Source organism: Massilia sp. Root133, assembly GCF_001426525.1.
Taxonomy (GTDB): domain Bacteria; phylum Pseudomonadota; class Gammaproteobacteria; order Burkholderiales; family Burkholderiaceae_D; genus Telluria; species Telluria orientalis.
Genome location: NZ_LMEW01000031.1, coordinates 347,751 through 365,652, shown reverse-complemented (window position 1 = coordinate 365,652; position 17,902 = coordinate 347,751). Strand labels below are relative to the sequence as shown.

The window sequence follows — 17,902 nt, the reverse complement described above, 5'->3', positions numbered from 1 at the left end:
CGGGGCAAGCGGGACCGATTCGGACGCCGGCACTGCGGCGTGTCAAGCAGCGGGAGAAAGTGACACGGCATTGTGCTTTTTAGTGCCGCCTGGAATCTTTCGGTGATACATTGCTTGTTGTTTTGGTACACTCCAGCATTAAGGGCAGTTCCTGCCTAGATTTGAAAGCAGATATTTCGACAATGCGCGCCAGTTCACCCGCAGTACCGAACGATCCGCGTCATGCGGCCCCGGCGGCGAGCCCGGACGGCTACATGGAGGCGGTGGGCGACGTCGCGTTCCGCCTCGACCCTTCCGGCCTGATCCACCACGCAAGCCAGCGCGCCCAGCGCACGTTCGGCGCGCAGACGCTGGCCGGCACCGTCTTGACGACACTGGCCGTCGACGTCGACCAGGCCGCCCTGCGCAACGCCCTCGTCGATGCCGGCACGGCGAGCGATCCGGTACTCGTCGAAGTGCGGCTGCGCTGCGCCGGCAAGGACGTCTGGTTCGAACTGCGCATCGGCCAGCTCCCGGGCAGCCATGAATTGCTGGCCGTCGGCCGCGACATGTCGGCCCAGCGCGCGACCGAACAACGCCTGCGCCACATGGCCACGCACGACGCGCTGACGGAACTCCCGAACCGCCTGCTGCTGTCCGACCGCATCCGCATGGTGATCGCCAGTGCGCGCCGCTCGGGCCAGGGCTTCTGCGTCGCCACGATCGGCCTGGACGGTTTTAAAAAGGTCAACGACGGCCTCGGCCATCCGGTCGGCGATGCCGTGCTGCGCCAGGCCGCGAGCCGCCTGCGCAAGACCTTGCGCGACAGCGACACGCTGGCCCGCGTCGGCGGCGACGAGTTCGTTGCCGTCCTGCCGGGCACGTTCACGCCGGACCAGATCAAGCTCGTGAGCGGCCGCCTGCTGGCCGCGCTGCAATCGCCGTTCGAGGTCGACGGACATACCGTGTACCTGGGCGCGTCCGTCGGCGTGTCGATCTATCCCGACCACGCCGAGGACGAGATCCGCCTGATCGCCCTCGCCGACGCCGCCATGGGCCGCGCCAAGGAAACGGGCAAGGGCCGCGCCGTCGTCTACAGCGTGCGCGAGAACGGCATGCCGCAGCACGACATCTCGCTCGAAGCCGCGATGTTCCAGGCCGTGCGCGAAGGCGAGTTCCTGCTGTACTACCAGCCGATCGTGTCCAGCCGCACGCGCCAGATCGAAGGCTTCGAGACCTTGATGCGCTGGAAGCATCCGACCCTCGGCATGGTGCCGCCCGTGCGCTTCATCCCCATCGCCGAGACCAATGGCCTCATCAACCTGCTCGGCGCCTGGGCGCTCAAGGCGGCGCTGGTGCAGCTGCGCCAGTTCGAGGAAGTGGCCAAGCGCGACCTGTATATCTCGGTCAACATCAGCCCGCGCCAGTTCCGCAACGACCGCTTCCTCAACGTGCTGGACGACGCCCTCGACTTTTCCGGCGCGCCCGGCGACAAGCTCGTGCTCGAGATCACGGAAGGCACGCTGATGGTCGACCCGGCGCACGCGGAGGCGATCCTGACCAAGATGGCGGAACGCAACGCCCGCATCGCGATCGACGACTTCGGCACCGGCTATTCCAGCCTCGCCTACCTGAAACGTTTCCCGATCTCCGTGCTGAAGATCGACCGCGCCTTCATCAAGGACCTGCCCGCCTCGACCAAGGACGCGGCGATCTGCAATGCCGTGCTCGACCTGGCCAAGCACCTCGACCTGTCGGTCGTGGCCGAAGGCGTCGAGACCGAAGAACAACTGACCTACGTCGAGTCGCGCGGATGCGACTACGTACAAGGCTACCTGACCGGGAAACCGATGCCGGCCCACGTGGCCATGGCCGCGCTCAAGGAAAACCTGTACACGGAACTGCTGCCGGACGAATTACGGGCGGGCCTCACATGAACCAGACTGCTACCATCGAACGATCGCCGAAAGCCGACGCCACCCTCGCCCTCCTGTGGGAGCGGATCCGGCGGCGCGGCGACATGCCCGGCTTCACCAAGGCCATCAACGCCATCCTCGCCTCCATGCGCGGCGAGGACGAGCGCGACTTTTCCATGACCCAGACGGTGCTGTCCGACCCCGTGCTCACCCAGAAGGTGCTGCGCCTGGCGAACAGCGGCATGTACTCGGCCTTCGGCCAGCGCATCAACACCGTCTCCAAGGCCATCCTCGTGCTGGGCACGGAAGCCATCGGCCACCTGGCGCTGGGCCTGAAACTGATCGAGGAACTGTCCAAGTCGACGCCCGATTCGCTGCAGGCCCACATCGAGATGGAAAAGGCCGTGCTGGCCGGGATGGTGGCGCACCAGGTCGCGGCCGAAGCGGCCACGCGCGATCCGGAAGAAGCCGTCGTGTGCTCGATCCTCCATTCGCTGGGCCGGATGATGGTCACGTTCTACCTGCCCGAGCACTGGACCCTGATGCAGCAGGCGGCAGGCGCCGGCGATATCGACCCGATCGCCATCGCGCAACTGGGCCTGTCGCTCGAACAGATCGGCCGCGCCACGGCCGAACACTGGGGCCTGCCGCGCAACCTGATCGCCGGCATGCGCCGCGTGGAGCCCGGCTTGCGCGGCGCCGACTTCGGCCACGACGACTGGCTCGCCGCCCTCGGCACCATGGCGTCGCAATGCGCCGACAACCTGTGGCACGGCGACGAAGCGGGCGCCGAACAGGTGAAACTGCTGGCAGCCGGCTTCGCGCCGCTGATCGGCATCGAGCCGGACAACATCGTCGGTGCGATCGAGAAGGCGAAGGTCGAAGCGGCCGCGGACCTGTCGATCGCGCCGCTCGCGAACCCGCCCGAGAAGCGCGCCCGCGCCTCCGCCGTCACGCGCCTGCGCGAGGCCGGCAACAAGATCCTGCTGAACGGGGTGGCCGACATGCGTGACGCCGCCGCGACCGCAACGCCTGGCCAGATGGTGTCGATGGCGATCGAGACGGCGTACCACGGCCTGTCGTTCACGCGCGCGTTCGGCTTCCTGCGCAACCGCCGCGACGGCCGCTACACGGCCAAGATCGGCCTGGGCGACAACGCCAAGACACTCGTGCCCAAGCTGTCGTTCGACGATGCGTACGAACCGAACGTGTTCTTCGCCTCCCTCGGCAGCGACCGCGTGATCTTCATCGAAAACGCGCGCGATCCGAAATTCTCGAGCAAGCTGCCGGGCTGGTGGAAAGGCACGCTGTCCGAGGCCCGCTGCTTCGTCATCATCCCGCTGTGCACGCGCGGCGAGCCGGTCGGCTTCATCTACGGCGACTGGGACGACCGCTTCCCGTCCGTCTACCTGAGCCAGACGGAGTTCTCGCTGCTGAACGAATTGCGCGCGCTCGTCGTCAAGAGCGTGGAGCGGCGGCAGCCGGTGGAAGCGGTGGCGAGCCGGGCCTGATCGTCATTCCCGCGCAAGCGGGAATCCATGCCGAGCGGCCGGATTCGGACTGCGAAAAGACCGCGCGACTTCGGACTTATCGAATCCTGCACTTCAGTATGGGTCCCCGCTTTTCGCGGGGACGACGGGTTTAACGCAGGCGCGGCGTATCCACGTGCACGTCGCCGCACTGGGCGCGGTTCATCAGGGCGTGATCGATCAGCACCAGCGCCAGCATCGCCTCCGCGATCGGCGTCGCGCGGATGCCCACGCACGGGTCGTGGCGGCCGAACGTCTCGACCGTCACCGGATTGCCCTGCTTGTCGATCGAGCGGCGCGGCGTGCGAATCGACGACGTCGGCTTGATGGCGATGGACACGGTGATGTCCTGGCCCGTCGAGATCCCGCCCAGCACACCGCCGGCATTGTTGCCGACGAAGCCTTCCGGGGTCAGTTCGTCGCCGTGTTCCGACCCCTTCTGCGCGACCGAGTGGAAACCGGCGCCGATCTCCACCCCTTTCACCGCATTGATGCCCATCATGGCGTAGGCGATGTCGGCGTCGAGCTTGTCATAGATCGGCTGGCCGAGACCCACCGGGACGTTCTTCGCCACCACGTCGATGCGGGCACCGATGGAATCGCCCGCGCGGCGCAGTTCGTCCATTGCCGTTTCCATGCGCGCGATCAGGTCGGCGTCGGACGTCGCGGCGAAGAACGGGTTGTCGTGCACGTGCCTGAAATCCTCGAACGGCACGGGAATGTCGCCCAGCTGGCTCATGCAACCCATGAACTCGGTGCCGTACTTCTCGCGCAGCCACTTCTTGGCGATGGCGCCGGCGCCGACGACGGGCGCGGTGAGGCGCGCGGACGAGCGGCCGCCGCCGCGCGGGTCGCGCACGCCGTACTTGTGCCAATAGGTGTAGTCCGCGTGGCCAGGACGGAACATCTCGACGATGTTGCCGTAGTCCTTGCTGCGCTGGTCCGTGTTCTCGATCAGCAGCGCGATTGGCGTGCCCGTCGTCACGCCTTCATAGACCCCGGACAGGATCTTCACCTGGTCCGCTTCCTGGCGCTGCGTCACGTGGCGCGACGTGCCCGGCTTGCGACGGTCCAGCTCGGGCTGGATGTCGGCCTCGGACAACGCCAGTCCCGGCGGACAGCCGTCGATCACGCAGCCGATTGCGGGACCGTGCGATTCGCCGAAAGTGGTTACGGAAAACAGCTTGCCAAATGTGTTGCCGGACATGGAATCTCGTTGGGTTGTGCGAATGGAATGGAAGATTCTACCAGCATGGACAACCGACCGGTGAATTGACTACTTGCACGAATAAAAATGTTTCCTTGTGGAATTTTCTTGCCTGACTTGATACCATTGCAGATATACTAGTTCGCAACTACGGAGCTTAACCTGGAGACGCAGCAATGCCCGCACCGAACACGCCTCCGGGCGCCGCACAGGACGATGACCTGGTGTTCGCAGACGAGACGCCGGCAGACGCCCCTGTGAAGGACGGCGGCGCGTGGCGCGTGCTGATCGTCGACGACGACGCCGACGTCCATTCGACGACGACGTTCGCGCTCGGTACGCTCGAGATGCACGGCCGGCCGCTGGCATTCCTGCATGCGTATTCCGCCGCCGAAGCGATAGACGTGCTGGCCCGCGAACACGACATCGCCGTGATCCTGCTCGACGTCGTGATGGAACAGGCCGACGCCGGCCTGCACCTCGTGCGCCACGTGCGCGACACGCTCGGCCGCCACGACGTGCGCATCATCCTGCGCACGGGCCAGCCCGGCTATGCGCCCGAGATGGACGCGATCCGCGGCTACGACATCAACGATTACCGCACCAAGTCGGAACTCACCCGCACGAAGCTCTACACGAGCGTGGCCACCGCGATCCGCGCCTACGAGCAGATCCACGCGCTCGAAGACAGCCGCATGGGCCTTGCCGAAGTCGTGCGCGCCAATACGGAATTGATGGCCCTGCACACCGTCGGCGAGATGACGCTCGGCATCCTGCGCGCAGTGGCTGTCCTCGCGGGCCAACCGGCGGACGGCGTGCTGTGCGCCTGCGTGCCGGGCACGGGCCACGTCGGCTGGCAGGTGCTGGCCAGTTGCGGGCCCAGCGCGGACCTCGCGCGCGGCGGCATGCTCGCGCCGGGCGGTCAGGGCCCCGCCGCCGCCATCGCGCGTGCGCTGGCCGAACGGCGCAACCTGTACGAACCCGACTACCTCGCCCTCTACTTCTGCGGCAAGTCGCACCGTCATTTCGCCGCGTGGCTGAAGTTGACGCGGCCGCTGGACGCCCTGCGCCGCGGCCTCGTCGACGTCTTCACGAGCAGCATCGCGGTCGGCCTGGACAACGTCGCCCTGATGACCGCCCTGCACCGCGCGGCGTTCTACGACGGCCTCACGAGCCTGCCGAACCGGACCCGCCTCGTCGAACTCATCGACGACAGCCTGCGAGCGCGCGCCGACGCGACCCTGTGCCTCGTCGACATCGACCAGTTCGCCGAAACGAACGACGCCCTCGGCCACCAGTTCGGCGACGCGCTGCTCGGCGCGGTAGCGCAGCGCCTGCGCACGCGCCTGGATGCGCGGGTGGCGCTGGCACGCATCGGCGGCGACATCTTCTGCCTGCTGGGCGAGGCCGACCTGATCGATCCGGCCGCCGTACAAGACCAGTTCGCGGCGCCGTTCTCGATCGAAGGCCAGGACGTGCAGGTGTCCGCCACGCTGGGCCTCGTGCGCCTGCTGGAGCATGACGGCACCGCGGCCGATGCGCTGAAGGATGCCGACATCGCGCTGAAGCGCGCGAAAACCCAGCGGCGCGGCGGCCACTTCTATTTTTCGCGCGGCATGGGCGTGGAGATCCGTGAACGGGTGCGCCTGATGCACGCGCTGCGCAGCGGCTTCGCGCGCGGCGAACTGTTCCTCGCCTATCAGCCCCAGGTCGAACTCGCCGCGCGCCGCGCGTTCGGCGCGGAGGCGCTGCTGCGCTGGCGCACGGAAGACGGCCGCTTCGTCCCGCCCGACCGGTTCATTCCGATCGCGGAATACTCGGGCCTGATCATCGACATCGGCGCGTGGGTGCTGCGCGAAGCCTGCGCGGAACTCGTGCGCGTGCGCGCGGCGGGCCACCTCGACTTCACGATGTCGATCAACGTCTCGCAAGTCCAGTTCCGCCATCCGCATTTCATCGACATGCTGCGCCAGGCGCTGCTCGAGACGGGCGCGCCGCCGGAGCGTGTCGAGCTGGAGATCACGGAATCGATGGCGATGGAAGAACCCGACCTGCTGATCGAACGCCTCGCCGAAATCAAGCGCACGGGCGTGTCGATCGCCATCGACGATTTCGGCACGGGCTTCTCGTCCCTCTCCTACCTGCAGCGCCTGTGCGTGGACCGGCTCAAGATCGACCGCGCGTTCGTGACCGAGATCACGGACGCGGCACGCGGCAGCAGCATCGCGGAGATGGTCATCGAGCTGGGCCGCAACCTGGGCCTGTCGATCATCGCCGAAGGTGTCGAGGACGAGGTGCAGGCGCAGATCCTGCAGGCGCTCGGTTGCCCGCTCGCGCAGGGCTATCTGTTCGCGCGCCCGCTCGCGCCCGAGGCACTCATCGAGTGGCTGGGCAGCGACGCGCTGACGCTCGCCGCGTAATCACCAACGACCGCTCAATCCTCGGCCATCTGCTCGGCAGGCCAGTCGCGGATATAGGCCTTGAGCATGCGGTTCTCGAAGCTCTGCGCCTCGAGCACGGCCTTCGCGACGTCGTAAAACGAGATCACGCCCAGCAGCGTGCGCGCGTTCATGACGGGCAGGTAGCGCGCGTGCTTTTCCAGCATGATGCGGCGCACTTCGTTGACTTCGGTGTCCGGGGTGACGGTGATCGGGCTGTCGTCCATGTGCTTGCGCACGGTGCCCGCGGGTTCGAGCGAACCGCCATGCGCGTGCAAGGCCTTGATGACCTCGCGGAAGGTCAGCATGCCGACCAGGTCGCCATATTCCATCACGACGAGCGAGCCGATGTCGCGCTCGGCCATCGTGGCGGCGGCGTTGGCCAGGTCGGTGTCCGGCGACACGGTGTACAGGATGTCGCCTTTGACCTGCAGGATTTCCGATACCTTCATTTGGACCCCCTTGAGTGGAGATGCGTGCTGCGTTGTGTATTTCATAAATTTGACTCTAGCCTAAGCTCCCCAAAAAATCCACCTTTTTGCCTTGCAACCGTGCACTCTGCACCATCTTGATGATTAAATGTAACGGTTAGCGCTATCGGATGCTAGCATGCGCCGTCTTCGTTTTCAGGATGAACCCCATGAGCGGTCCCCGCTACCCCGGCTTCAGCACGCTGGCGCTGCACGTCGCCGCCGGCGCCCCGTTACCCGCCCCGGCCGGCGCCACGCTCGAGGAGCGCGTCGCCGCCCTCGAAGGTGGTGTCGCCGGCATCGCGACGGCCAGCGGCCAGGCCGCGCTGCATCTGGCGCTGGCCACGCTGGCAGCCAACGGCCACCACGTCGTCGCCGCGGACAACCTGCATGACGACGCGCGCGCCCTCCTCGCCCACGGCCTGCGCCGCTTCGGCGTCACGACGACGTTCGTCGATCCGCGCGCTCCCGACGCGTGGCGCGCGGCCATCCGGGCCGAGACGCGGGTCCTCGTCGGCGCGGCCCTCGGGCTGGACGGCACCGTCCTCGACATCCCGCGCGTGGCCGCCGTCGCGCACGACCACGACCTGCCGCTGCTCGTCGACGCGACACTTGCCACGCCGTGGCTGCTGTCCGCGTTCGACCTCGGCGCCGACCTCGTGGTCCATGACGCCGCCTTCCTCGCCGGACAAGCGGACGCGCCTGGCGGCCTGCTCGTCGACGGCGGCACGTTCGACTGGCATGCCGCGCACACGCGCACGGGCCGCTACGCCGACCTGTGCGAACCGAACCCCGCCTGCGACGGCCGCGTGTTCGCCGAAGAGTCGACGGTCGGCGCCTTCGCCCTGTGCGCGCGCCACGTCGGCCTGCGCGCTTTCGGCACCGCACCGGGCGCGCACGATGCGGCCGCGATCCTGCGCGGACTCGAGACCCTGGGCATGCGCATGGACCGCCACGTCGCCGGCGCCCGCAAGGTCGCGCAGACGCTCGCGGGTCACCCGGCCGTCGCGGGCGTCGCGTATGCCGAACACGGACTGCTGCCGCGCGGCGCCGGCGCCATCGTCCCGTTCACGCTGCAGGGCGGCCCGGCCGCGGCCGGCCGCTTCCTCGATGCGCTGAAGGTCTTCGGCCGGGCGGATGCCATCGGCGGCCCCCGCTCGTCCGCCACCGACGCCGGCGCGGGCAACGTGCGCCTCCACGTCGGCCTGGAAGACCCGGACGACCTGCTCGACGATCTCGCCCGCGCCCTGAAACTGGCGCAGAAAGGAGCCTGACATGCTGCTCGACGTGAACGGCAGGACCGCCTACGGCTACACCGCCGGCAGCGCGCCGGGCCGGGAGGCCATCGTGTTCATCCACGGCGCCCAGAACGACCATTCCGTCTGGACGGCCCCGGCCCGCACCCTCGCGCACCAGGGCCATCACGTGCTGGCCGTCGACCTGCCCGGCCACGGCCGCAGTGCCGGCCCCGCGCTGGCCACGGTCGAGGACATGGCCGCCTGGCTGCTCGACCTGCTCGACGCGGCCGGCATCGCCCGCGCCGTGCTGGCCGGTCACAGCATGGGGTCGCTGATCGCCCTCGAGGCCGCGGCCCGGGCGCCCGCCCGCGTACGCGCGCTGGCCCTCGTGGGCAGCACGTGGCCGATGAAGGTCTCGGACGCCCTGCTGGAGACGGCGCGCACTAACGAGCAGGCCGCCATCGACATGGTCAACCTGTGGTCGCACGTCGCGGTCGCGCCGGCCGCGCCGGGCCGGCCGCAAGGTACCTGGCTGGCGGGCGCGGCGCGCCGGCTGATGCAGCGGCTGTCGCAACTGAACCCGGACCGGCTGTTCCACACGGACTTCGTGGCGTGCGATACGTACGCGAACGGGGGCGCGGCCGCGCAGGCCATCGCGTGCCCGACCCTGTTCGTGCAGGGCCGGCGCGACGTGATGACGCCGCCCCGTTCGGCGCAAGGGCTCGTGGCCGCGATCCCGCATGCGCGCGTCGTCGCGCTCGATTGCGGGCATGCGCTGATGACGGAACAGCCGGATGCGGTGAGCGCCGCGCTGGCGGACTTCGTGCGCGGCCTGGATTGATCTACACTGGACGGCAGGGAGACAACCCGGAGAGCAGCATGGCCGCCGTCCGCTACGACAGTTTCGCGCAGTTCTATCCCTGGTACCTGACCCAGCACGAGAACCGGATGTGCCGGCGCGCGCACTTCCTCGGCACGTCGTCGGCCATCGCGGGCATCGCGCAATACATCGACAGCCTGAATCCGTGGTGGCTCGTCGTCGCCGGCGTGACGGGCTACGGCGGCGCCTGGATCGGGCACTTCCTGTTCGAGAAGAACCGCCCGGCCACGTTCGGCTACCCGTGGTATTCGTTCCGCGCGGACTGGGTGATGTATTGGGAGATGCTGACCGGCAAGCTCAGTTGGTAAGTGGCGCAACTGAGCGATCAAAATGGTCAGCCAGCGTCTCGTCCAGCCCCCGCTCGACGGACGCCTCGACCTGGCGCGCGAGCGCGGCCGTGTCCAGCGCCAGCGGCGACTGCGCGCCGTCGGCCGGCGGGCCGGTCTCGCTCTTGACGCCGCCGAACACGAACAACCGGTAGACGTCCGCCAGCCTGACGAGGCGCGGATCGACGAGCAGCACCCAGCAGTCGGTCCCGGCCCGCGCGCCTCCGCGTTTTCCCATCCTCCACCGCAGCGACACTTGCTCCTCCACGTGCACGCGCCCGACCCAGCCGGCCGCCACCATCCGCTCCAGCAACTCGGTCATCTCGTCGTAGCCGATCCGCGTGCACGTACGGATCTGGGCGCTCGACACCATCGCGGTACCGGTCAGCCGCGCACCGCCATGCAGCACCTTCAGCACGGCCATCGCATCCACGAACGCGCCGCCCGGCACGGGTTCGTACCACCAGCGCTCATACTTGACGATGGGCAGCGCGGCCGTCAGCAGCGCGCCCACCAGGGTGATCATCCAGGACAGGTACATCCAGACGAGGAACAGCGGCAGCGCGGCCAGCGCCCCGTAGATGATGGCGTAGGTGGGGAACTGGCGGATGAAGATGGCGAACACGCGTTTCGCCACCTCGAACGCAATGGCGGCGACGAGGCCGCCCCACATGGCGTCGCGCCAGTCGACGTCGCGGTTCGGCACCGTCATGTACAGCAGCACGTAGGCACCCGTCGTCAACGCGACCGACACGACCGTGTAGAAGACCGCGCCCAGGAACGGCACGAGGCTCATCAGGCCATTGGTGGCGGAAAACAGTTGCGACGTCAACGTAAGCGACAGGCCGAACGCGAGCGGCCCCAGGGTGACGAGCGCCCAGTACACGAGCACGCGCTGCACGACGGGACGGGGGCGGCGCACCTTCCAGATCTGGTTGAACGCCCGCTCGATCGTGCCGATCAGCGCGACGGTCGTGAACACGAGGGCGATACCGCCGACGGCCGACAGCCCCGTCGCCTTGCTGGCGAACTGCGTCAGGTTCGACGTGATCGTGTTGGCGATCGCCTTCGGCATCAGCATCTGGACGAAATAATTGTCCAGGGCGGTGCGCAGTTTGCCGAACATCGGAAACGTGGTGAAGATGGCCAGCACGATCGTCAGCAGCGGGACGATGGCCAGGGTGGTCGTGAACGTGAGGCTGCCCGCCACCTGCGGCAGCTTTTCCTCGGTGAGGCGGCGGCGCGCGAAGCGCACGAGGTCGCGCACCTCGTTCCACGTCAGTCCGCGCACCCGGTCGACGCCCGTATTGATCATCTCGGTCGTGCTGCGGGAAAGATTGGTGACGGTCTTGGAAAGCATCGAAAAAGCGCCGACGGCGAGCGTGTCATCTTGTAAAGCGCCCTATAATACCAACGATGAACCCAACCAATCGGATTATCCTCGTGTTGTATTACTCGCGTCATGGAAAGACGCGCCGGCTTGCCGAACTGATCGGCCAGGGCATCGACAGCGTGCCGGGCCTGGAAGCCCGGTTACGGACTGTTCCCGCGGTATCGACGGTTGCCGAAGCGACGGAACCCGACATCCCGCGTGCCGGCGCGCCCTACGTGGAGCTCGAGGACCTGGCGGAGTGTGCCGGACTGGCGCTGGGTTCGCCCACGCGATTCGGCAATATGGCGGCGCCCATGAAATATTTCCTCGACGGTACTTCCGCGCAATGGCTGTCCGGCACGCTGGCCGGCAAGCCCGCTGCCGTGTTCACGTCGACGGGCAGCCTGCACGGCGGCCAGGAATCGACCCTGCTGTCGATGATGATCCCGCTGCTGCACCACGGCATGATGGTGATGGGCCTGCCCTACACCGAGCCGGAACTGATGACCACCGCGAGCGGCGGCAGTCCCTACGGCGCGACCCACTGGTCGGGCGTGGACGGCAACCGCCCGGTGACGGAAGACGAGAAGCGGCTCGCGATCGCGCTCGGCCGGCGCCTCGCGATCGCCAGCCGCAAACTGCAGGGGACGGAATAAACGATGCAAACGCAAAGGGCATTTCACACGGGCGCGGTGACGAGTCTCGTCATCCTGTTCGCCTGGCTGCTGGTCTGGGAGATCGTCGTCGCGCCGCTCCATCCGGGCGGCTCGCTGCTGGCCCTGAAGGCCCTGCCGCTGCTGCTGCCGCTGCGCGGCGTCCTGAAACGCGACCTGTACACGCTGCAGTGGTCGTCGATGGTCATCCTGATCTACTTCGTCGAAGGCATCGTGCGCGCCTGGAGCGACAAGACGGAAATTTCGCGCATGATGGCGCTGGGCGAAGCGCTGCTCGTCGTCTCGTACTTCCTGTTCGCCCTGCTGTACCTCCGTCCTTACAAGAAGCAGGCGCAGAAGCTGGCCAAGGAGCTGCTCGACAAGGTCAAAGTACCGCATGACTGATGGCTTTATCGAGCGTTGCAGCGCCATCGTCGGGCCGACGAACGTCCTCGTCGACGAGCACGACACCGCCCCGTACCTGACCGACTGGCGCGGCCGCTTCACGGGCCGTGCCCGTGCCGTCGTGCGTCCCGCCAGCACGGCCGAAGTGGCCGCCGTCGTGCGCCTGTGCGCGGAACTGCGCGTGCCGATCGTGCCCCAGGGCGGCCGCACGGGCCTCGTGCTGGGCAGCGTGCCGGATGCGGCGGGCGACGCCGTCGTGCTGTCGCTGCGGCGCCTGAACCGCATCCGCACCGTCGATACGTTCAACCGCACGATGACCGTGGAAGCCGGCTGCATCCTGCAGGACATCCAGCGTGCCGCTGTTGACCACGGCATGCTGTTCCCGCTGTCGCTGGCGGCCGAAGGCAGCTGCACCATCGGCGGCAACCTGTCGACCAATGCGGGCGGCACGGGCGTCCTGCGCTACGGAAACACAAGAGAATTGTGCCTGGGCCTCGAAGTCGTCACCGCGCAGGGCGAGGTGTGGGATGCGCTGCGCGGCCTGCGCAAGGACAACACCGGCTACGACCTGCGCGACCTGTACGTGGGCGCGGAAGGCACGCTCGGCGTCATCACCGCGGCCGTACTGAAACTGTTCCCGCAGCCGAAGGCCGCGATCACGGCGCTCGTCGCGCTGGCCACGCCGCGCGACGCGCTGGCGCTGCTGAAGCTCGTCGAAGGCGAATGCGGGCCGACCTTGACCGGCTATGAATTGATGAGCGACGTCAGCCTGCGCCTCGTCGCCAGCCATTTCCCCGACCTGCCGAAGCCGTTCCCGGAACGCTATCCGCAGTACGCGTTGCTGGAACTGTCGAGCCACGAGTCCGAGGCGCACGGCGTGGCGCTGCTGGAGCGCGCGATCGAACGGGCGCTGGAAGACGGACTCGCGCAGGATGCCGTCGTCGCGACGTCGATCGCCCAGTCGCGCGCGCTGTGGGCCATCCGCGAGCACATCCCGCTGGCGCAGGCGGCGGCCGGCAAGAACATCAAGCACGACATCTCCGTGCCGATCTCGCGCATCGCCGACTTCATCGAGACGACGGACGCGCAGCTGGAAGCGGACTATCCCGGCGTACAGGTCGTCTGCTTCGGCCACCTGGGCGACGGCAACCTGCACTACAACGTCGCGCCGCCGGAAGGCATCCGCCACGACGATTTCCTCGCCGAGCAGGGCCCGATCAACCGCATCGTGCACGACAGCGTGGCGGCGCATGGCGGGTCGATCTCGGCCGAGCACGGGATCGGCGCGTTGAAGCGCGACGAGCTCCCGCGCTACAAGTCGCCGGTCGAGCTGCAGCTGATGCGTGCGATCAAGGCTGCGCTCGACCCGCTGGGCATCATGAACCCCGGTAAAATCCTGTGACCCGGAGACCTTCATGATGCGTTTTCTTCCCCTGCTCGCGGCCTGTCTGCTGACCAACGCCCTCGCCGATCCCGTCTACAAATGCACGCAGGACGGCAAGACGAGTTACTCGGACCGCCCCTGCGTCCACGGCAAATCGGTCGAGCTGCCGGCGCCGGTGGGCATCCGCCCCGAAGGCGCGGAATCGGTGCCGACGCGCGACGCGCGCACGCTCCTCCAGCTGGAAAAGCTGCGCATCGCGCGGGAGAAGGAACAAAAGCGGGAACAGGAACGCAGCGACAAGGCCGACGCGCGCCAGGCCAGAGCCGCCGCCACGCACCGCAAGCAGTGTGCGCGGCTGAACCTGCGCAAGCGCTGGGCCGAGGAAGACGTCGCCCGGCTGACGGGCCGCGCCAAGGTGGCCGCGCAGCGCCGGTCGAAACGGGCGACGGAAGCGCTGGCGGTGGAATGTCCGGCGTGATCCTCGGCGTCAACCCGTTGTCGCGCTGGCTGCTGTTCGGCGAGTGGCGCGCGCACCCGATGCGCGCGGTGCTGGCCGTCGTCGCCATCGCGGTCGGCGTCGCGATGGGCTTCGCCATCCACCTGATCAATGCAGCGGCATTCAATGAATTCAACGCGGCCGTGCACAGCCTCTCCGGCCAGGCCGACGTCCAGGTCACGGGGCGCGAAGCGCTGTTCGACGAGGGCATCTACCCACGCCTGGCCACCCACGAAGGCGTCGCCCTCGCCTCGCCCGTGCTCGAAGTCGACGCCGCGCGGGCCGATGGCCAGGGGTCGCTGAAGATTGTCGGCCTCGACGCCTTCCGCGCCGGCTACATCGCCCCCGACCTGATGGGCGTGCCGGATGCGTCCCGCCCGTACGACGTCCTCGCGGACGACACGGTGTTCCTGTCGCCGGCCGCGCAGGCGTGGCTGGGCAAGGCGCGCGGCGACCGCATCACGGTCCGCGCCGGCACGCGCGACCTGGCGCTGCGCGTGGCGGGGCCGATCCTGCGCGCGCGCAGCGGCCAGCGCCTCGGCGTGATGGACATCGGCGCGCTGCAGTGGCGTTTTCGACTCACCGGCAAACTGTCGCGCATCGACCTGAAACTGCGCGACGGCGTCGACCGCGCCACGTTCGAGCGCGCGCTGGCGGCGGAACTGGAGCGCGATTATCCCGGCCGCTTCACGGTCGGCCGTCCCGGCGACGCCAACCAGGAAAGCCGCAGCAATAACCTCAGCCGCGCGTACCGGGTGAACCTGACGGTGCTGGCGCTGGTCGCCCTGTTCACCGGCGCATTCCTCGTGTTTTCCACGCAGGCGCTGTCCGTGCTGCGCCGGCGCGGCCAGTTCGCGCTGCTGCGCGTGCTCGGCCTGGAACGGCGCGCGCTGCTGCGCCAGGTGCTGCTGGAAGGCGCGATCCTGGGCGTGCTCGGCGCCCTGCTCGGCATCGCGGCGGGCTATGGCCTCGCGGCGGCCGCCCTGTCGCTGTTCGGCGGCGACCTCGGCGCCGGCTACTTCCCCGGCGTGAAACCGCACGTACAGTTCGCGCCCGGCGCCGCCCTCGTCTATTTCGGCCTGGGCCTCGGCGTCGCGCTGCTCGGCTGCGCCGCGCCTGCACTCGAAGCCGCGCGTGCCCGGCCCGCCATCGCACTCAAGTCGGGCAACGACGAGACGGCGCTGGAGCGCCTCAACCGCGTCTGGCCCGCCGTGGTCTGCCTTCTGCTCGCCGGCGCCTGCGCGTTCGCGCCGCCCGTGTTCGGGTTGCCGCTGTTCGGCTACTTCGCCGTCGCCCTGCTGCTCATCGGCGGCATCGGCCTGATGCCCCGGTTGGCCGCATCCGCATTCCGGTCACTGGACCGCGTGCTGCGCCGCCGTGAAGACCATTCGCCCGTGCTGGCACTCACGCTGGCGCGCCTCGCCAACGCGCCGGGCCAGGCCTCGATCGCCCTCGGTGGCGTGCTCGCGAGCTTCAGCCTGATGGTCGCGATGGGCATCATGGTCGCCAGCTTCCGCGTCTCCGTCGACGACTGGATCCTGCACATCCTGCCGGCCGACCTGTACGTGCGCAGCAGCAGCGGCGGCAACACGGGCGGCTTCGGCGCGCCGGAACAGGCGGCGCTGGCCGGCGTGCCCGGTGTCGCGCGCGCCGCGTTCCTGCGCACGCGGCCGTTGTCGCTCGACCCGGCCCGCCCGAACATCGCGCTCGTCGCGCGCGATATCGACGCGAACGATCCGGGACGGATGCTGGCCCTCGTCGGCGACCCGGCCCCGGTGCCCGCCGGCGCCCGGCCCGTGTGGGTATCGGAAGCGATGACGGACCTGTACCGGTTGAAGCCCGGGCAGACCGTGAACCTGCCGCTGGGCGGCCGGCCGCAGCCTTTCTTCATCGCCGGCGTCTGGCGCGACTATGCCAACCAGACCGGCGCCGTCGTCGTGCTCCTGGATGACTATCGCGCGCTGACGGGCGACACGACCGTCACCGATGCCGCGCTGTGGGTCGCCCCCGGCGCCGATGTCGCGCACGTCGAGGCCGCGCTGCGCAAACTGCCGTTCGGCGCGGCACTCCAACTGGCCCGGCCGGGCGACATCCGGGCCATGAGTTTGCGCATCTTCGACCGCAGCTTCGCCGTGACCTATCTGCTGGAAGCGATCGCCATCGCCATCGGCCTCTCGGGCGTGGCCGCGACATTCTCGGCGCAGACGCTGGCGCGCGCGAAGGAATTCGGCATGCTGCGCCATGTGGGCGTCACGCGCAGGCAGGTGCTGGGCATCCTCGCCGTCGAGGGCGGCGCGTTGACGGCGCTCGGCGTCGTCACGGGCTTCGTCCTCGGCCTCGTCATCAGCCTGATCCTCGTCTACGTCGTGAATCCGCAGTCGTTCCACTGGACGATGCAGTTGCACCTGCCGTGGCCCCTGCTGGGCAGCGTCGCGGCCGTGCTGGTGGCGGCGTCCGTTGCGACGGCGCTCGTGTCGGGCCGCTACGCATTGTCCGGCGGGCCGGTGCGCGCGGTACGGGAGGACTGGTGATGATCCTGGTGCGCACCCTGCTGCTGTGGCTCGTGGCGACGTGCGTCCACGCGGCGCCGCCTGCGTTCGCACCCGTCACGCCAGGACGCACCCTGGCCTTCCCCGCCGATTACGGCGCCCATCCGGACTACCGCACGGAATGGTGGTACGCGACCGGCTGGCTGAAAACACCCGACGGCAAGCCGCTCGGCTTCCAGGTCACGTTCTTCCGCAGCCGCACGGAGACGGATCCGGCCAACCCGAGCGCGTTCGCACCGAAGCAGCTGATCATCGGCCACGCGGCGCTGTCCGACCCGGTGCTTGGCCACCTCGTGCACGACCAGAGAAGCGCGCGTGCCGGTTTCGGGCTCGCCTACGCGGGCACGGGCACGACGGACGTGAAACTCGACGACTGGAGCATGCGGCGTGAACCGGACGGCCGCTACCGCGTCGTCGTGCGCGCCGGCGAGCTGTCGTTCACGTTGCGGCTCACGCCCACGCAACCGGTGCTGCTGCAGGGCGAGGCCGGCTTTTCGCAAAAGGGTCCACAGGCGGGCCACGCCAGCTATTACTATAGCGAGCCGCATCTGCAGGTCGACGGCGACGTCGTTCACGCGGGCCGCAAGCAGGCCGTGACGGGCACCGCATGGCTCGACCATGAATGGTCCAGCCAGGTGCTCGACACGAAGGCCGCGGGCTGGGACTGGACCGGCGTGAACCTCGACGACGGCGGCGCGCTGATGGCCTTCCGGATCCGCGCCAAGGATGGTAGTACACTGTGGGCCCACGCGACCTGGCGCGACGGCGCCGGCAAGGTGACGCAATACGGTCCGGACCAGGTGCGCTTCGCGCCGCAACGAACCTGGACCTCGCCGCGCACGAACGCCGCCTACCCGGTGGCGACGCTGCTCACCACGGGGACGACGCAATGGCGCATCGAGCCGCTGCAGCCGGACCAGGAACTCGATTCGCGCCGCTCGACCGGGGCCGTGTACTGGGAAGGCGCCGTCACCGTGCAGCGCGACGGAAGGCCCGCCGGAAGGGGCTACCTCGAGCTGACCGGCTACGTATCGGCCATGAAGCTGTAAGCATCCGCAAC

The 17,902-nt window shown here is 68.5% G+C and carries 15 protein-coding genes; 12 read left to right on the top strand and 3 right to left on the bottom strand.

Features of this window, described 5'->3' with window-relative positions; genetic code table 11:
- Positions 1 to 182: 182 nt before the first annotated feature.
- Both ASD28_RS19670 and ASD28_RS19665 read left to right on the top strand, forming a co-directional pair.
- Positions 183 to 1,916 (top strand): GGDEF domain-containing protein, encoded by a 1,734-nt coding sequence (locus ASD28_RS19670; RefSeq protein ID WP_082577275.1) that lies wholly within the window; start codon positions 183 to 185, stop codon positions 1,914 to 1,916.
- The gene (locus tag ASD28_RS19665; protein WP_056131912.1) at positions 1,913 to 3,406 is read left to right on the top strand and encodes an HDOD domain-containing protein; all 1,494 of its coding nucleotides are present in this window, start codon (positions 1,913 to 1,915) and stop codon (positions 3,404 to 3,406) included. Before ASD28_RS19670 ends, ASD28_RS19665 begins: the two co-directional genes overlap by 4 nt.
- A gap of 130 nt (positions 3,407 to 3,536) precedes the next feature.
- Here ASD28_RS19665 and aroC read toward each other — a convergent pair whose 3' ends face one another.
- Positions 3,537 to 4,631 (bottom strand): chorismate synthase, encoded by a 1,095-nt coding sequence (gene aroC / locus ASD28_RS19660; protein ID WP_056131909.1) that lies wholly within the window; start codon positions 4,629 to 4,631, stop codon positions 3,537 to 3,539.
- A 176-nt stretch (positions 4,632 to 4,807) separates the two neighbouring features.
- Between aroC and ASD28_RS19655 the strand changes: the two genes are divergently transcribed.
- Positions 4,808 to 7,051 carry an EAL domain-containing protein gene (locus tag ASD28_RS19655; RefSeq protein ID WP_056131905.1) on the top strand — a complete coding sequence of 748 codons (2,244 nt, stop codon included), beginning with the start codon at positions 4,808 to 4,810 and terminating at the stop codon, positions 7,049 to 7,051.
- 14 nt (positions 7,052 to 7,065) lie between these two features.
- Here the strand turns inward: ASD28_RS19655 and ASD28_RS19650 are convergent, their stop codons facing one another.
- Positions 7,066 to 7,521, bottom strand: a complete 456-nt coding sequence (locus ASD28_RS19650) for a CBS domain-containing protein (protein WP_036231747.1) — start codon at positions 7,519 to 7,521, stop codon at positions 7,066 to 7,068.
- A 188-nt stretch (positions 7,522 to 7,709) separates the two neighbouring features.
- Between ASD28_RS19650 and ASD28_RS19645 the strand changes: the two genes are divergently transcribed.
- From ASD28_RS19645 to ASD28_RS19635, 3 genes are read left to right on the top strand one after another with little or no spacing between them, the layout of a single operon-like run.
- On the top strand, positions 7,710 to 8,813 hold the full coding sequence (locus ASD28_RS19645) for a PLP-dependent transferase (protein ID WP_056131901.1): 1,104 nt from the start codon (positions 7,710 to 7,712) through the stop codon (positions 8,811 to 8,813).
- Position 8,814: 1 nt separating this feature from the next.
- On the top strand, positions 8,815 to 9,618 hold the full coding sequence (locus ASD28_RS19640) for an alpha/beta fold hydrolase (protein WP_056131897.1): 804 nt from the start codon (positions 8,815 to 8,817) through the stop codon (positions 9,616 to 9,618).
- Positions 9,619 to 9,656: 38 nt separating this feature from the next.
- Complete coding sequence (locus ASD28_RS19635; protein ID WP_056131894.1) at positions 9,657 to 9,965, top strand: DUF962 domain-containing protein; 309 nt, start codon at positions 9,657 to 9,659, stop codon at positions 9,963 to 9,965.
- Here the strand turns inward: ASD28_RS19635 and ASD28_RS19630 are convergent.
- Positions 9,955 to 11,343 (bottom strand): YihY family inner membrane protein, encoded by a 1,389-nt coding sequence (locus tag ASD28_RS19630; RefSeq protein WP_229412121.1) that lies wholly within the window; start codon positions 11,341 to 11,343, stop codon positions 9,955 to 9,957. The two genes, ASD28_RS19635 and ASD28_RS19630, sit on opposite strands and share 11 nt — an antisense overlap.
- 56 nt (positions 11,344 to 11,399) lie before the next feature.
- On the opposite strand from ASD28_RS19630, the gene wrbA reads away from it, so the two are divergent.
- Genes wrbA through ASD28_RS19600 form a run of 6 tightly spaced genes read left to right on the top strand, consistent with a single transcriptional unit; the run spans position 11,400 to position 17,891 of the window.
- Positions 11,400 to 12,011 carry an NAD(P)H:quinone oxidoreductase gene (wrbA, locus tag ASD28_RS19625; RefSeq protein WP_056131891.1) on the top strand — a complete coding sequence of 204 codons (612 nt, stop codon included), beginning with the start codon at positions 11,400 to 11,402 and terminating at the stop codon, positions 12,009 to 12,011.
- Positions 12,012 to 12,014: 3 nt separating this feature from the next.
- Positions 12,015 to 12,413: a DUF2069 domain-containing protein gene (locus ASD28_RS19620; protein WP_056131888.1), complete on the top strand. Its 399-nt coding sequence runs from the start codon at positions 12,015 to 12,017 to the stop codon at positions 12,411 to 12,413.
- On the top strand, positions 12,406 to 13,815 hold the full coding sequence (locus ASD28_RS19615; RefSeq protein WP_056131884.1) for an FAD-binding oxidoreductase: 1,410 nt from the start codon (positions 12,406 to 12,408) through the stop codon (positions 13,813 to 13,815). Before ASD28_RS19620 ends, ASD28_RS19615 begins: the two co-directional genes overlap by 8 nt.
- A 13-nt stretch (positions 13,816 to 13,828) precedes the next feature.
- Positions 13,829 to 14,275, top strand: a complete 447-nt coding sequence (locus ASD28_RS19610; protein ID WP_056131882.1) for a DUF4124 domain-containing protein — start codon at positions 13,829 to 13,831, stop codon at positions 14,273 to 14,275.
- Positions 14,263 to 16,824 carry an FtsX-like permease family protein gene (locus ASD28_RS19605; protein ID WP_056131877.1) on the top strand — a complete coding sequence of 854 codons (2,562 nt, stop codon included), beginning with the start codon at positions 14,263 to 14,265 and terminating at the stop codon, positions 16,822 to 16,824. Before ASD28_RS19610 ends, ASD28_RS19605 begins: the two co-directional genes overlap by 13 nt.
- Positions 16,824 to 17,891 (top strand): lipocalin-like domain-containing protein, encoded by a 1,068-nt coding sequence (locus ASD28_RS19600; RefSeq protein WP_056131876.1) that lies wholly within the window; start codon positions 16,824 to 16,826, stop codon positions 17,889 to 17,891. Before ASD28_RS19605 ends, ASD28_RS19600 begins: the two co-directional genes overlap by 1 nt.
- Positions 17,892 to 17,902 lie beyond the last annotated feature (11 nt).

Excerpts from the sequence above, each read along its gene's own strand:
- ASD28_RS19670 (WP_082577275.1), top strand. The coding sequence starts at position 183 with ATGCGCGCCAGTTCACCCGCAGTACCGAACGATCCGCGTCATGCGGCC.
- ASD28_RS19665 (WP_056131912.1), top strand. The coding sequence starts at position 1,913 with ATGAACCAGACTGCTACCATCGAACGATCGCCGAAAGCCGACGCCACC.
- aroC (WP_056131909.1), bottom strand. The coding sequence starts at position 4,631 with ATGTCCGGCAACACATTTGGCAAGCTGTTTTCCGTAACCACTTTCGGC.
- ASD28_RS19655 (WP_056131905.1), top strand. The coding sequence starts at position 4,808 with ATGCCCGCACCGAACACGCCTCCGGGCGCCGCACAGGACGATGACCTG.
- ASD28_RS19650 (WP_036231747.1), bottom strand. The coding sequence starts at position 7,521 with ATGAAGGTATCGGAAATCCTGCAGGTCAAAGGCGACATCCTGTACACC.
- ASD28_RS19645 (WP_056131901.1), top strand. The coding sequence starts at position 7,710 with ATGAGCGGTCCCCGCTACCCCGGCTTCAGCACGCTGGCGCTGCACGTC.
- ASD28_RS19640 (WP_056131897.1), top strand. The coding sequence starts at position 8,815 with ATGCTGCTCGACGTGAACGGCAGGACCGCCTACGGCTACACCGCCGGC.
- ASD28_RS19635 (WP_056131894.1), top strand. The coding sequence starts at position 9,657 with ATGGCCGCCGTCCGCTACGACAGTTTCGCGCAGTTCTATCCCTGGTAC.
- ASD28_RS19630 (WP_229412121.1), bottom strand. The coding sequence starts at position 11,343 with ATGCTTTCCAAGACCGTCACCAATCTTTCCCGCAGCACGACCGAGATG.
- wrbA (WP_056131891.1), top strand. The coding sequence starts at position 11,400 with ATGAACCCAACCAATCGGATTATCCTCGTGTTGTATTACTCGCGTCAT.
- ASD28_RS19620 (WP_056131888.1), top strand. The coding sequence starts at position 12,015 with ATGCAAACGCAAAGGGCATTTCACACGGGCGCGGTGACGAGTCTCGTC.
- ASD28_RS19615 (WP_056131884.1), top strand. The coding sequence starts at position 12,406 with ATGACTGATGGCTTTATCGAGCGTTGCAGCGCCATCGTCGGGCCGACG.
- ASD28_RS19610 (WP_056131882.1), top strand. The coding sequence starts at position 13,829 with ATGATGCGTTTTCTTCCCCTGCTCGCGGCCTGTCTGCTGACCAACGCC.
- ASD28_RS19605 (WP_056131877.1), top strand. The coding sequence starts at position 14,263 with ATGTCCGGCGTGATCCTCGGCGTCAACCCGTTGTCGCGCTGGCTGCTG.
- ASD28_RS19600 (WP_056131876.1), top strand. The coding sequence starts at position 16,824 with ATGATCCTGGTGCGCACCCTGCTGCTGTGGCTCGTGGCGACGTGCGTC.